At 53.8% G+C, this 13,889-nt stretch carries 12 protein-coding genes; 11 read left to right on the forward strand and 1 reads right to left on the reverse strand.

The window, feature by feature from the left end; all coding sequences use genetic code 11:
- Positions 1-92 precede the first annotated feature (92 nt).
- The 4 genes from AC0YOA_RS31970 (at position 93) to AC0YOA_RS31985 (ending at position 3,209) form a co-directional block, all read left to right on the forward strand.
- The gene (locus AC0YOA_RS31970; RefSeq protein WP_475790047.1) at positions 93-854 is read left to right on the forward strand and encodes a MerR family transcriptional regulator; all 762 of its coding nucleotides are present in this window, start codon (positions 93-95) and stop codon (positions 852-854) included.
- 37 nt (positions 855-891) lie between these two features.
- A complete protein-coding gene (locus AC0YOA_RS31975) occupies positions 892-1,668 on the forward strand; it encodes a spermidine synthase (RefSeq protein ID WP_475790048.1) in 777 nt (258 codons plus the stop codon).
- Positions 1,669-1,804: 136 nt separating this feature from the next.
- Positions 1,805-2,143 (forward strand): AAA family ATPase, encoded by a 339-nt coding sequence (locus tag AC0YOA_RS31980; RefSeq protein WP_475790049.1) that lies wholly within the window; start codon positions 1,805-1,807, stop codon positions 2,141-2,143.
- A 22-nt stretch (positions 2,144-2,165) separates the two neighbouring features.
- Positions 2,166-3,209, forward strand: a complete 1,044-nt coding sequence (locus tag AC0YOA_RS31985) for a hypothetical protein (protein WP_475790050.1) — start codon at positions 2,166-2,168, stop codon at positions 3,207-3,209.
- 35 nt (positions 3,210-3,244) lie between these two features.
- On the opposite strand, the gene AC0YOA_RS31990 is transcribed toward AC0YOA_RS31985, so the two are convergent.
- A complete protein-coding gene (locus AC0YOA_RS31990; protein ID WP_475790051.1) occupies positions 3,245-4,153 on the reverse strand; it encodes a helix-turn-helix domain-containing protein in 909 nt (302 codons plus the stop codon).
- A 118-nt stretch (positions 4,154-4,271) separates the two neighbouring features.
- On the opposite strand from AC0YOA_RS31990, the gene AC0YOA_RS31995 reads away from it, so the two are divergent.
- The 7 genes from AC0YOA_RS31995 to AC0YOA_RS32025 all read left to right on the forward strand — a co-directional run bounded on the left by AC0YOA_RS31995 (position 4,272) and on the right by AC0YOA_RS32025 (position 13,827).
- On the forward strand, positions 4,272-4,958 hold the full coding sequence (locus tag AC0YOA_RS31995) for a phytanoyl-CoA dioxygenase family protein (RefSeq protein WP_475790052.1): 687 nt from the start codon (positions 4,272-4,274) through the stop codon (positions 4,956-4,958).
- A gap of 95 nt (positions 4,959-5,053) precedes the next feature.
- Complete coding sequence (locus tag AC0YOA_RS32000; protein WP_475790053.1) at positions 5,054-6,835, forward strand: hypothetical protein; 1,782 nt, start codon at positions 5,054-5,056, stop codon at positions 6,833-6,835.
- Positions 6,836-6,870: 35 nt separating this feature from the next.
- On the forward strand, positions 6,871-7,773 hold the full coding sequence (locus tag AC0YOA_RS32005; RefSeq protein ID WP_475790054.1) for an aldo/keto reductase: 903 nt from the start codon (positions 6,871-6,873) through the stop codon (positions 7,771-7,773).
- 115 nt (positions 7,774-7,888) lie between these two features.
- Positions 7,889-10,105 carry an AraC family transcriptional regulator gene (locus tag AC0YOA_RS32010; RefSeq protein ID WP_475790116.1) on the forward strand — a complete coding sequence of 739 codons (2,217 nt, stop codon included), beginning with the start codon at positions 7,889-7,891 and terminating at the stop codon, positions 10,103-10,105.
- A 200-nt stretch (positions 10,106-10,305) separates the two neighbouring features.
- Complete coding sequence (locus AC0YOA_RS32015) at positions 10,306-11,229, forward strand: ABC transporter permease (protein WP_475764918.1); 924 nt, start codon at positions 10,306-10,308, stop codon at positions 11,227-11,229.
- A gap of 31 nt (positions 11,230-11,260) precedes the next feature.
- On the forward strand, positions 11,261-12,124 hold the full coding sequence (locus AC0YOA_RS32020) for a carbohydrate ABC transporter permease (protein ID WP_475790055.1): 864 nt from the start codon (positions 11,261-11,263) through the stop codon (positions 12,122-12,124).
- Positions 12,125-12,213: 89 nt separating this feature from the next.
- Positions 12,214-13,827, forward strand: coding sequence for a type 2 periplasmic-binding domain-containing protein (locus AC0YOA_RS32025; protein ID WP_475790056.1), 1,614 nt, complete (start codon positions 12,214-12,216; stop codon positions 13,825-13,827).
- Positions 13,828-13,889: the final 62 nt, after the last annotated feature.

Consider the following 13,889-nt stretch of genomic DNA (forward strand, 5'->3'; position numbering starts at 1 on the left):
AGGGGAGAGTCAAATTATTTATGGTCGCTGCCCGGACTTGACTCTCCTCTTAGGGAAGGCTTTAGAGTGGAAATTGAAAGGAAGTGAGCCAGATGCTCTATACGGTAAAAGAGGTATCGTCATTATCCATGGTCACGATCAAGACGCTTCACCACTATCACAAGATAGGTCTCCTTATTCCGCACGAGATCACGGAAGCGGGATACCGGCTGTACGGAACGAAGGAGCTTGAACGCCTGCAGCATATTTTGTTCTACCGGGAGCTGGATTTCCCTCTGGAGACAATTAGGGAGCTGCTTCAAGGAGAGCAGGAACGGCTGTCCATCTTGTCGCAGCAGGAGGAGCTGCTGCTTGCCCGCAAGCAAAGGCTGGAAAACATTATAGAAACCTTGAAATTATCCATGGAGCACACAGAGAAAGGGGAGAACATGAATAAACGGGATTTGTTCAAGGGCTTTGAAACCATGGAGGAGTGGAATGAAGCGCTGCGCGGACAAAATGATTATTTGAAGAAGACCTATTCGGTCGACGCTCTGGAGGTTGCCGAAGCCGATGTACAGAAGATGAATGAGCAGGCATCGGAGGCGGCAGCATTTATGATGCATATGGCAGATGCATTGAGAGCAGGCTTGAAGCATAATGATGCGAAAATGCGGGATGTTATCCGCAGCCATATCCATTTTATGAATCAGCACGGCCATCAAATATCCGCTCATGATTTTGCTGCGCAAACACGCTTCTTCCTCTCTGACGACTTTCATCTTCGCATGCTTGAGGATCAGCAGACCGGCCTGGCCTATTTTCTTGCCGCAGCGGCAGAAGCATTCGCGGCAGAGGACACAGCAGGCGGGTAATGGAAGCAATAGGGGATATCCGGGAAATGATTAATAGATGATAGTGAAGGAGATCGGGCATTTGCGTCAGCTAGCCAGGGAGATCAGCAGGCATCAGGAGATCGGCGTTTACGAGGCGGCACAGCTGTATGGGAAGACAGGGAGATACCGCTTCCTGCAGTTTTCGGACCATGCCGTGCAGGGGGCAATCGACTTGAAGGATCCGAAGCGGATCGTGCTGGAATATCCACGGGCCATGATCCATCTGATGGAGTATAATTATCCGTCGTTCGAGGATGTGTTTGTCATCGGCCACGGAGTTGGCACCATTGCCAGCCATTACCCGGACAAGCGGTTCAAGGTGGCGGAAATTGACGGAAGGGTGGTCGAGCTGAGCAGGGAGTTTTTTGATTACCGCATGGAGAATGTAACCATTGGAGACGGTCGGGAGCTGCTGGCGGATGAAGAGCCTGGAAGGCTGGATTATATTATTTTGGACGCCTTTACCAGCAGGGGAACTCCGCCTCATCTGACAACCGTGGAATTTTTCGGTATGACCCTTGAAAAGCTTGGCCCTAGAGGCTCCATTATGTTGAACCTTATGGGAAAACCCAGGAATGACACTGTAATCAATGCCATTCACACGACGGTCCGGGAAGTATACGCCTGCACAAAAGCTTTCCTTCTGCCGGGGGAGGAAGCGGCCGATATCGGGAATATTATCATTATGGGAAGCGGCAGAGCTGTTGAATTCCAGGCGGAGGCCATGGCAGGATTTCGGGAAATTGAACTGGAGCCGGGACATATCATAAGGGACAAGAAGCGGGACTTCTGATTCGGAGCGCCTAAAAATATGATAGAGAGAGGCGATTGATTTGGAATGTGTCATTTTCATAGGGATCCAGGCATCAGGGAAGTCCACTTTCTACAAAGAAAAATTTTATGATACACATGTAAGAATCAATCTGGATATGCTTAAAACCAGACACAGAGAACATATTTTTGTCGATGCGTCAATTAATGCCAAGCAGCCGTTTGTTATTGATAACACGAATCCAACGAAAGCGGACCGGCAGAAATACATGGATGCTGCCCGCAGTCAGCAGTTCAAGGTTACAGGCTATTATTTTGAACCGAACCTGGAGGAATCAATGGCGAGAAATGATAAACGCAGCCAGGGAAAGGTTCCATTGCTGGGCCTGAGGAGCACACTTCGTAAATTGCAAAAACCGGATTTCGATGAAGGCTTCGATCAGCTGTACAGCGTTCAGATTGTTGACGGCGTTTTCACGGTTTCGGAATGGACTTGACAAAGTGGAGGAGGATGAATATATGAGAGTAGGAGATGCACGGGCAGCAGCGGCGGAATGGATCTTGCAGGAGGCCAGCCGCGAGGCCGGATTCAGGGGGGCGTATTACAGCGGATCGACGGTGGGACTGCCTGATGAAGCCGAGCTGCCGCCCGCTTCCGACGTTGACGTTGTGATCGTCGTCGCCGGGGACGAGCCTCCGCTCAAGCTCGGGAAATTCATCTACCGCGGCACGCTGGTGGAGGCCACGTATCTGTCCTTGAGCCTGTTCAATTCGGTCGAGGATGTGCTGTCGTCCTATCATCTGGCAGGCAGCTTCCGAGCGGATACCATCATTGCGGATCCTACCGGGTACCTGCGCAGTCTGCAAATTCAGGTATCGCGCCAATTTGCCGGGCGGAAATGGGTTCTCCGCCGGTGCGTGAACGCACGGGAGAAAATCGAGAATGGGCTGAATTCATTCGACACCGCCGCGCCGCTGCATGATCAGGTCACATCGTGGCTGTTTCCGACCGGCATAACCACGCATGTTCTGCTCGTAGCCGCGCTTCGCAATCCGACCGTCCGGCTCCGCTATCTCGCCGCCCGCGGTGTGCTGGAGGAATACGGCCATTCCGGACTGTACGACGAGCTGCTGGAGCTGCTCGGCTGCGCCCGCTTGACTCCCGGGCGCATTGAACATCATATATCGGAGCTGGCCCGGACCTTCGACGCCGCGGCGGCTGCGGCCAAGACTCCTTTCTTCTTCAGCACCGACATCACGGCCGCGGCGAGGCCGATTGCGATCGACGGAAGCCGCGAGCTCGTACGGGCGGGCAATCACCGGGAAGCAGTCTTCTGGATCGCTGCGACCTTCGCTCGCTGCCACAAAATTCTCGCCGCAGACGCTCCATGGGACCTGCAGCATGCGCATGCTCCGGCCTTTCTTGCCATGATCGCTGACCTTGGCATTCACTCCACCGGTGACCTGACCCGCCGCGCATCTGACGTTAAACGGTTTCTGCCCAGAGTCTGGGAGACCGCCGAGGCCATTATATCGGCGAATCCGGACATCGCAGCTGAGTAAACAACGGCAGAAATTCTGTCTCCGGCCTCCTGTCCTTAATGCATAATGCTGAGCTTGCGGTAAGCTCTGGGGGAGACGCCTTGCCATTTTTTAAACATTTTGCTGAAATTATGAAGATCGTCATAACCGAGCTGACGGCCGATCAGCTCGATCTTCATGTCGGTTTCACGCAGCATTCTTTTCGCTTCCCGGTGCCTGACAAACTGCAGGTATTTATGGGGGCTCATCCCGATAATATCCTTGAACAGACGGATAAAATGATCCTCGCTCACATTAAAGCGCTCCGCCATCGCCCCGTTTGGCCAGGTCCCGCCAGGGCTGTGCTCCATGTCCGCAGCAAGGTTCTGCACCGCTTCATAGTATTGGGACTGCAGGCTCGGGCGGCTGGACTTCGCAGGAAGACTTAACAATTGGGTAAAAATCAGCAGCATCAGTCCCCTGCACGCCAATTCATAGCCCGGATTCCCTCTTCCTCTCGCATGATCCTGCACAATCCGCTCCATCCATTCCACCATTTCAAATGGAATTCCCTCGTAATGCAGGCCGAAAGCCGGCAGATCCTCCCCGTTCACAGGCAAGGAACAAAACCGCTCCAGAACCACCTTATCCTCCTGAACGACAATATCCTGCTCGGCCAGGGCAGAGTGCTCATTGAAGAAATCAAAATGAATCCCCAGCAGCCGCGTGTCCATCTCCGTAAGGATCTCAATCCGATGCCGGATGGACGAAGGCAGCAGAAGCAAATCGCCCGCCCCGGCGGGAATCCGGCTGCTCTCATCATCAAAATGGATCTGCAGCTCGCCCTGGAAGACATACATCAGCTCGAAATCGTAAATGGTCCGCAGCTGCCCGCTGCTGCGGGGGACATGCTGAATCTGCGCCCAGTGCACATTTGGCCGTATTTCCGTTAATTCGAGGTATCGCGGTTTGGGATGCCGGAACATAAGGACATTCGCCTCCAATGTCGGAAAAGGATAACTTATCATCGATCTCTACCAAATATATCACAGCTTATTTGTGCTAACATCTCATTTAACATGATAAATAAGGTGGAATGAACCGATGAGCGGCAATATGGAACAACAATTCGCGGAGAAGGGTTATGTCGTGATTGAGGACCTGTTTTCGACAGAGGAAGTGCGGAAGCTTAAGCTGGAAGCGGCCCGAGTGCTGGAGGAAGTCAAGAAGGAGAAAGGAGCGGAGGCGGTTAAGCATGGCGTATACGTAGGCATGTCGGCGGCCAGCGCCTTATTCAGGCAAGCGGCGGCAAAGCCTGAATTGGCCGCGGTCCTCAAGAAAATTATCGGGGAGCAGGTCATCTTCCTCAGCGATAAAGTGGTATTCAAGGATTCAAAGGTCGATTTCGGATCACCATGGCATCAGGATTATCCTTACTGGGAAGGCAGCCACAAGTATTCCGTCTGGATCGCACTGGATGATGCGGCACGCGAGAACGGCTGCCTGAAGATTTTGCCGGGCTCCCATCTGAAAGGGGCGCTTCATCATGGCGAAGGAGACAATGACGGCAACGGCTTCTCCAGCCGATTGAAGGAAGAGGATATTGACCAGTCGCAAATTGTGGATTTGCCTGCCTCGCGGGGAACCGCTATTGTGTTCCATGATCTGCTCTTCCACGCCTCCTACCCGAATCAGTCCGGCAAAGACCGGGTGGCCTTGATTTCGACGTATAAAGACGGAACGCAGGAAGATCCGTCCTACGAGTGGGCCAAAGCTGCCTTTCCCATCTGATCCTGTGGAGGGCAAGAATTTATTGCCGATGAATAGCACCTGACGTGTAAGAAGAAATATGTGCTTAAAATGGTTGACGAAGGAGCCAATAGTCCATGTTCACAACGGAACGGCAAAGCACGCATCACCAGATGCAAACCGTACTGCTCGACTACATGAAGACGATATCCGGCTGGATCGATGGGGAAACGGGTGCTATCGAGGACCGCTGGGATACGATATACAGCGAGAACTATACGGCAGGCACGGCGGCGGTTATATTCGCGGGCGGAGCAAGCTTCAGCGGTGATAAGGAAATTACAGATACGGCGCTTCGTTTAATCCGGCGCTCGACCGTGCGCCTGAAGGATCTTAACGCGGCCCCGTTCACCCGCCTGTTTATCTACCATTTTGGCATGATGGCGCTCCTTATGCTGCCTGAAGAGGTCCGCAATCGTCACAAGGGGGAATTTGCGGAGGATTTTCTGCATGGCGAGCCGCAGGATTGCGGCACGATTAATCTCAACTGCGCTGCCCTGCAGCTGGGCAACGAGCTGTTCCTGGAGATGCTGGGGTATCGCCCTGCCAATGAAGCGTTCATCGAGCAATTAATGGCGCTGATCGAAGAGCGGGAGCATGAAGGGTTTCTGAACGATTCCTTCGATTATCACGATCAGGAGACGTTCCGCGAGCATGACGGGATGCCGATTTCCTATTCCGCCTTTATTATGTTTATTCTGACCGGTGTTCTGGCGGCCGTTGAGGAATGGCCGCCTGCGCATCAGGAGATTCGGACGCGGCTGGAAATTCTGATTGAGAAAGGGCAGCAGTGGCTCAATCACGCTACCTCTTTTGATGGTACTTATGCAATGATGGAGCGCAGCCGCCATCAAATGTTTACCTGGGGCTCGTTCGTAACCTATCAGGCTTACGCGGGGATGGGCGACGAGGGGTTGTTTACGCGGGCCTTTCAGTCCTGGCTCCCCTATAAGAAAGCTGACGGCACATACAGCATTACTCCCAACTATCTGCCTCATGAGCTGCGTACCGGCTATGAGTGGTACACGCTGGTGAATTGTTACGGCATCCTGGGCATGACAGGCATCTCGGTTGCAGAACGGATCATCAGCCGGAACCTGCAGATGGAGCGGGCCAATGAGCGCAGCCCCCTGCCCGCAAACAATCAATACATGGATTTGCGGAGCGGATATGCCTTCATCCGCAGCCATGATGATTTCTTCGCCGTCAGCCTGCGCATGCATCTGGGCAAGTACAGCCCGGCTCTCTGCGGTTTTCACTACCGCATAAACGGGAGCAAGCCCCCTCTTGCCGAACCGAAGCTGAATGTGAACGGTTTGGCGGCCGGACTTTATCAGCAGGGATATGATTTGGGAGCCTGGGAAGGGTTCCTGCTGCGCGACGCTGCGGGTAATCATTGCTTCCCCGATATGACATCGAATCCGGAGGTGCAGTGGCTGGATAACGGTATTGCGATGACAGCGCAAAACGAACATCTTGTCTGCCGCAAGACGATTTCGCTGATTGGCTCGGGGATCGAATGGACGTATCAATTGAAAGTGAACAAGGATTTTGTCAGCTGTGAGCATATTCTGCCGCTGCTGCTTACGGATGGCCGCAGCGGCACGAGACTCCAAGCCCGGACCGGACATGGCTGGAAGCTGTCCTATGGGGATGCAATGTATGACATATCATGCGATGCCTGCGACAATATCATCCGTACACCTGAAGCGGTCTATTCGAACACCAATAATCTGTCACTGTCACGCTCCTTGCTGTCTGTGTCCGGCGTATCCGCGAATCTGTCGCTGGTCGTATCAGGACCGCTTAAAGCCGGAGACGAATGCTCATGGACAACACGATTTGCGGAATATGAATGAATGCCTGACGAGGGCGGCAAAGGGGGAACACAAGAATGGAGTATACACAGCTCGGCAGAACGGGATGGAAGGTTTCCAAGCTGGGGCTTGGCGGCGCGCCGCTTGGCGGGGATTTCGGTGAAACGAATGACCGGGAGGTTGAGAAGGTGGTTCATGCCGCCCTCGATCTTGGCATTAATTTCTTCGATACGGCCCCCTTGTACGGGCGCGGGGAGAGCGAGCGCAGGCTGGGTCTTGCGCTTCGCGGCCGCCGCGACCGTGTCATTCTGGCGACCAAGGCGGTGATGCGCGGAGATTCCTACTCCTACGAGAATACGATCCGCTCCGTGGAGGAGAGTCTTGACCGGCTGCAGACGGACTTTATTGATCTGATCCAGCTGCATGAGCTGGAAACATGCGGGGAGGAAACAGCCATGAGCGATACGCTTCCCGCCTTCCGCAAGCTTCAGGAACAGGGCAAGGTCCGCGCGGTTGGCGTGAATGCCGGGCAGGTTGCGATGCTGCTGCCCTTCGTGCAGGAAGGGCTTGTTGATACGGTGCAGACCTTTGGCAAATATACGCTCATCGATCACACGGCTTCCGATATCCTGTTCCCCCACACACGCGGACATGGGGTTGGCGTGATTCACGGCAGTCCCTTGGCAATGGGGGTTCTTGCGGACAGCCCGGCGCCGTTCATGGCTAATTATCAAGCCAAGCTTCAGGAAGGAGAGCGCCGCAAGGCGGAGCTCGCTTTCCTGCGTCAGCCGGGAGCGGGCGGGCTGATCGAGCCGGCGATGCGCTTCAGTCTCGGCTGTCCCGATATCGCGGTGACATTGACAGGAACCACAAGCGCCTTGGAACTGGCGAGAAACGCGTCGTATTGCGATGGCAAGGGGCTTGCGCCTGAACTGCTGGAGCAGGTTTTATCCTTATTCAAGGGTGAAGCAATGGTGTAAGTTCTAAGTTCATAGTAGCTTATCTATAAGTCCGGAGAGAAGAAGCATGTTGTGCCGCCAGAGGACGGCGTTGGCCGTTTCTATTGACGAAGGGTAGGTGAGTTCTTCGGTGATCATGAAATGGAGAAGCAGCTATTACTTCCGGCTGGTCCTTTCCTACACGCTTCTTGCCGTTGTGCTGATCGGCATTACGGGCGGGTATTTATTGACCAATGCGGGCGAAATTGTAACGAGCGAGGTATCCAAGGACGCCGGGTATGAATTGTTGAATGTGAAGGAGCTGGTGGAAAATAATTTCTTCCGGTTTTATGAAGACGCTTTCTTCAACAAGGTGCTAATGACCTTCAATAAGGACAGCAACGAGGAGATCAAGTACCTGCTCGAGCACCGGGCTGAGGGCAATGTCTCGCGAATCGTCCGCTTCATTACGGATCTTGGCTTAATCCAGGATATGACGCCGGGGCTTGACGGGGTTACAGTATATATGCGCGAGGGCGAATATGCTATGGACAACAACCGCTACTATCAGACCCCCGACAACTCGCTGGACGCGGCCTTTATCCGGCAGCTAGACGACATCGTTCCCAATCAGTGGTTCAAACGCGAGAAGCCGGATTCACCGGGCCATCAGGTGATGACCTATGTGTTTCCGCTGCCCTATCAATCGCCGCCCGCCAAGGCCGCGGGATTTCTGTATCTGGATATCAGCCTGGATCACTTAAGCACGATGGTGCGCGATGCGCTGAATTATCCCGAGTCCCATGTCTATATGTTCGACGAGAACGGGCAGATGATCATCGGAGGAGAAAATGCCCCTCCGGATGAGATTGCCGCGGTACAGCATGCGATGGCGGGTTCCGCGAACAGCCAGTCAGCCGCCGGCACCTTCACCCGCCACGGCAGCAGTGTGATCTCCGTCCTTCACCGGAACGATGCCATGAACCGCTGGAACTATGTCATTGTGAGACCGAATGAATCGTTCCAGCTGTCCGCAAGCAAGATGAAACGCCAGGTATGGACAGCCTGCATCATGGCGCTGCTCGGCGGCTTCATCATTTCCTTTCTCATGTCGCGGCATTTCTATATGCCGCTCAAGAAGCTGCTCTATTCCATCCGCAATCTCTACACGGGACCGCCGCCGGCAGCTGCCGGACATGAATACGCGGCTATCGACCATATGCTGATGTTCATCGATTTGAGCATGCTCCAGATGAAGGATCAGGTAAGAACGAAACAGATTACAGGTCTTATTACCGGGCAGCAAACGGCAGCGGGCTTCGGGGAGTTCCCGGCCATGCCCCTGGAGTGCAGATATACCGTGGCTTATATGACAACCGAGCCGGAGGGCTGCGGGATTCTGGCCCGGATTATCGCGGATCAATCGGGATTGTCCGCAGAGCTTGTCACCTTGAGCGCGACGGAGATGGCTCTTCTTGTATTCATCTATGATGGCTCCCAATCCTCGCAAGTTGTGGCGGACACGCTTGAAGCGATGCGATCCTCTCTCGGGTCTATCCCTTTCGGAGCCGGCATCGGAAACGTCGTCCATTCTGTCGAAGCGATCCATCATTCTTATCTGGAAGCGGTGGAAGCTTACAAATATTCCTACATCCGGGGCAGGGACGCGATCATCCGGTATGAGGAGATTTCGGGATGCCGGGAGCTGCTGCTGCTGCCTCAGGTCGAATACGATATGCTGCAAAACAGGGTGCAGGCGGGAAAGGCCGGCGAAGTGGAGCGCTGGATCGACGAGATGACATTCACCCTGAAGTCGGAGCCTCTGAGCGTCGAGATGGTGGAACTGATCCATTTGCGGATCACGACGGTCATCTCGCAGATCGTCATTGAACAAAAGCTGCAGGACTTGTTCCCGGTGTTCGGCATTAACGAGAAGATCAAGCAGCGCACGCTGGACGAAACGATGGCGGTGCTCAAGCAGCAAGCGGCAAGCATCGCGCAGCATATCAATGAAAGCCGCAATGACGCCCATCATGAGAAAATCGCTTACTTGAAATCCTTTATCGCCCAGCATATGGCGGAGGATCTGTCGCTTGATGAAGTGGCAGGGAGGGTGAACCTCTCGGCCAATTATGTGTCGACCCTGTTCGGATCCATTTCGGGCGAATCCTTTACCGAATATTTGAACCGGATTCGTCTGGAGCAGGCGGCCTCCCTCCTTGTTGCGGACCGGCAGCTGACCGTGGCGGATATAGCCGCGTCCGTCGGCTTCCGCAATTCCCAATATTTCTGCACGAGGTTCAAGGCCAGGTTCGGCATTACCCCGCTTCAATACCGCGGCTCCGGAAAGCTGCGGGAGAGCGTGGCGGAATGATCCAGTGCCTGCCGCATCCCGGGCTCACATCCGTAGTGGCCCCGGGATGCGGCTGTTTGATTATAAGAATCTGCAATTGGAGAGCCAATAAGATAAAAATGCAATGATTTGGAGGGAATTGAAATAGACTTTGGCGCCATCCTGAAGCAGCATTAGTCTCAAGCGACAACACTCATCAGACGGGAAAGGATGGTGCATCCATGCAGCTAACGTATTGGCGGAGAACCTGGAAGTCATATAAACGTTATAAATATATGTTCCTGCTTCTGGCCCCGGCCCTGATCTGGTATGTGATCTTTGCGTACGGCCCGCTTTACGGCATTCAGCTCGCCTTCAAGGATTTTATTATCAACAAGGGCATTATGGGCAGTCCCTGGGTCGGTCTCAAATATTTTCGGGAGATGATCGAGGGCTCCCAGGATTTCTACCAGATTATCCGCAATACGATCATACTCAGCTTTTATCATCTGATCTTCGGATTTCCGGCTCCCATTGTACTGGCATTGCTGCTGAACGAGGTGCGCGGGGAAATTTTTAAAAGGGTTTCGCAAACGCTTTCATATCTGCCTCATTTTCTCTCATGGGTTGTCGTGGCCGGGTTTATGTTCACGGTCCTGTCTCCTTCCAGCGGCATTGTGAACATGATTATCGGCTGGTTCGGCGTGGAGCCCATTTATTTTGTCGGCAAAGCGGAATACTTCCGGTTCACGCTGGTTATGTCGGCCATCTGGAAGGAAATCGGCTGGGGCGCCATTATCTACCTGGCGGCGCTGGCCGGCATCAATCCGCAGATGTATGAAGCGGCCGTCGTGGATGGCGCCGGCAGATTCAAGCAGATGCTCTATATTACGCTGCCTTCGCTTGTGCCGGTCATCTCGATTATGTTCATTCTGCGCATCGGCCAGGTCCTCGACGCCGGCTTCGATCAGGTGCTCAACATGTATACCCCGGCCACATACAGCGTAGCGGATATTCTGGATACGTATGTATACCGGATCGGTCTGGAGCAGATGCAGTTCAGCTTCGCTACCGCAGTCGGCCTGTTCAAGAACGTCATCGCATTCGCGCTTGTATTGACCACGAATTATATCGTGAAGCGTTCCGGACAGGAGGGGCTGGTATGAATCCAACCTGCCAAGAGGAGGCGCGGAGAGCATGAAAATGACGGTTCCCGAGAAAATATTCCAGACCTTCCTGGTGCTCGGACTATCGCTCCTTTGTATAACGATGCTGTACCCGTTCCTGTACCAGCTCACCCTGTCGCTGAGCGCCGACGCGCCAAGGCTCGGAGTCAGCCTCATTCCGAAAAATTTTGCCGTCTCAGCCTATAGAGAGTTGTTCAAAACCGAAGAAATCTGGACGGCTCTTGGCAACTCTGTCTTCCGGACGGTTGTCGGCACGATTCTGATGGTGTCCGTTATGTCTGCAGCCGCCTATGCCTTGTCCAAAAGAGGACTGCCGCACCGTAAATTTTATACGATGTTCATTGTGGTGACGATGTTCTTCAGCGGCGGTCTGCTGCCTTCTTATCTGCTCGTTCAGAACCTGGGTCTGATCGAATCCCGCTGGGCGCTTATCCTCCCCTGCCTGATCAATACATTCTGGCTGATCATTATCCGCAATTTCTTTATGGAATTATCAGAAGAGATCGAGGAGTCGGCCAGGATCGACGGCGCCAATGATATCCGCATATTTATCGGGATTGTGCTCCCGGTGTCGCTTCCGATAATCGCCACGATGACCCTGTTCTGCGCGGTGTACCATTGGAACGCCTGGTTCGACGCCTTGCTCTATTTGCAGGATCAGAGCCAGATTGTGCTGCAGATCTACCTGAGGCGGCTGATCATCAGCCAGGATGAGAGCATGCTGACATCGGCGCTGATGAGTTTAAGCGCGCCTCCGGCGGAATCGCTCAAGGCCGCCGTGCTCGTATTTACGACATTGCCTATTTTGCTGGTATACCCTTTCCTGCAAAAGTACTTTACCAAAGGCATTTTGATCGGATCGGTCAAAGGCTGAAGAATTGGAATGGACAGCGGCGTTATTAAGCGGGCGGACCAGCGCTCCTTGATATAAAATGCAGTTCAATAAAAGGGAGGATTATCAATATGAAGGGTAAAGCTTTCAAGGCCATTGCTTTTGCATTGCTGCTTATGATCGTGCTGGCGGGCTGCAGCAGTAAAGAGAATAACAACAGTCCGGCTGCAGCTGCGGAGCCCGGAACTGACGCGCCCGCACCCGCTGCGGCGGAGTCGGAGGCGGAGGCGGAAAAGCCCATTGAGATCTCATGGATCGCCTCATACATTCCGGGCAAGGATACGATGGCCCAGAAGTATGTGGAGGAGCGGTTCAACATGAAAATCGATCCGATCGGGATTGACCGCTCGAACTGGGAGCAGCAGCTCAATATCAAGCTTGCCGCCAATACGAAGCCGGACTTCTTCGGCAACCTGGATTCCAGAATGGATAATTTCAAAGGCTGGGTGAAACAAGGCATCGTCGGCGAAATTCCGGTCGAGAAGATCCGCGAATTCGCGCCTAAATATTCTCAAATGATTGACGACGCGGATCCGACGGACTGGGACGTTCCGGTCGTGGACGGCAAGAATTACGGTATCCCCAAAATCTATGCCGAAGGCGATTCGCCGTTCGTTCCAGCCTTTAACAAGGCCTGGCTGACCAAGATCGGGTACAGCGAGCCGCCGAAAACCATCGCAGAGCTGGAGGACGTGCTCACCAAATTCCGCAACGACGATCCCGACGGCAATGGCAAGAAGGATACGTACGGCCTGACAGCCCGGGGGAAGGATACCTTGGGAAGCAACCAGATCTTCAATACCGTATTCGCATCGTTTGGCATCACGCCCTCCGGCTGGGTGCTCCAGGCTGACGGCAGCGTGCAGTACGGTCTTGTGACCGAGCAGGCGCGTGCGGCGTTCAAGCTGCTGAACAAATGGTATAAAGCCGGCTTGATCGATCCGGAATTTGTTACCGATGACTGGAATACGTACCGCGCCAAATTCGTCGGCGGCAAGGCAGGCATGATGGATCAGGCCCTCTGGTACCATTATCACAGCTCCGGCCAAGTCGGTCAGGATGCGGCAAAGGCCGGTATGGACATGATCGTCGGCAAGCCGGTCGTAGGCGAGGCTGGCAAAATGATGGGGATCGCGCAGGGCTTCAAGCAGGTTCCATTCGCAATTGGAGCCGATGCCGCCAAGGACCCCAAGAAGGTGGAAGCCATTCTGAAAATGGTGGAGACGCTGGCAACGGATGAAGAAGCCTATCTCATGACCTCATACGGTGAAGAAGGCGTCAATTATGACATCGCCGAAGGCGGCGGCGTAGTGCCAAGGCCAGAATTTACGGATCCTATTCAGGCGACATCGGCGCTTGGCATCAACTTCTTCAGCCCGATTAAGGGAAACAATCCGCTTATGCTGAAAATCGATTATCCGGCCGAGAAGGTAGCCTTCCGTACGCAGGTTAACGATAAAGGCATTACGCCGATCACGGATGCCATGCAGATGAAGACGCTGCCTTCCTGGGATGCCAACAAGGATGCGCTTCAAAAGATGGCGAAGGAATATGAGTTGAAATTTATTCTCGGCGAGGCGGACACGGATAAGGGCTTCGATACGTTCATATCGGAAATGAACAAAGCCGGCTTGGAGCAAGCGACAGCAGAAGCAAACGAGGTCTACGCAAGCACGAAGAAATAGGCAAGCTGACACGGCTGTCCTGCAAGCGACGTCCTGTCGGCTGCAGGGCAGTCTTGCTTCAT

This window comes from Paenibacillus sp. JT22N12, from assembly GCF_056269365.1.

Bases quoted from the DNA above. Each gene is read 5' to 3' on its own strand.
- AC0YOA_RS31970 (WP_475790047.1), top strand. From the start codon at position 93: ATGCTCTATACGGTAAAAGAGGTATCGTCATTATCCATGGTCACGATC.
- AC0YOA_RS31975 (WP_475790048.1), top strand. From the start codon at position 892: ATGATAGTGAAGGAGATCGGGCATTTGCGTCAGCTAGCCAGGGAGATC.
- AC0YOA_RS31980 (WP_475790049.1), top strand. From the start codon at position 1,805: ATGCTTAAAACCAGACACAGAGAACATATTTTTGTCGATGCGTCAATT.
- AC0YOA_RS31985 (WP_475790050.1), top strand. From the start codon at position 2,166: ATGAGAGTAGGAGATGCACGGGCAGCAGCGGCGGAATGGATCTTGCAG.
- AC0YOA_RS31990 (WP_475790051.1), bottom strand. From the start codon at position 4,153: ATGTTCCGGCATCCCAAACCGCGATACCTCGAATTAACGGAAATACGG.
- AC0YOA_RS31995 (WP_475790052.1), top strand. From the start codon at position 4,272: ATGAGCGGCAATATGGAACAACAATTCGCGGAGAAGGGTTATGTCGTG.
- AC0YOA_RS32000 (WP_475790053.1), top strand. From the start codon at position 5,054: ATGTTCACAACGGAACGGCAAAGCACGCATCACCAGATGCAAACCGTA.
- AC0YOA_RS32005 (WP_475790054.1), top strand. From the start codon at position 6,871: ATGGAGTATACACAGCTCGGCAGAACGGGATGGAAGGTTTCCAAGCTG.
- AC0YOA_RS32010 (WP_475790116.1), top strand. From the start codon at position 7,889: ATGAAATGGAGAAGCAGCTATTACTTCCGGCTGGTCCTTTCCTACACG.
- AC0YOA_RS32015 (WP_475764918.1), top strand. From the start codon at position 10,306: ATGCAGCTAACGTATTGGCGGAGAACCTGGAAGTCATATAAACGTTAT.
- AC0YOA_RS32020 (WP_475790055.1), top strand. From the start codon at position 11,261: ATGAAAATGACGGTTCCCGAGAAAATATTCCAGACCTTCCTGGTGCTC.
- AC0YOA_RS32025 (WP_475790056.1), top strand. From the start codon at position 12,214: ATGAAGGGTAAAGCTTTCAAGGCCATTGCTTTTGCATTGCTGCTTATG.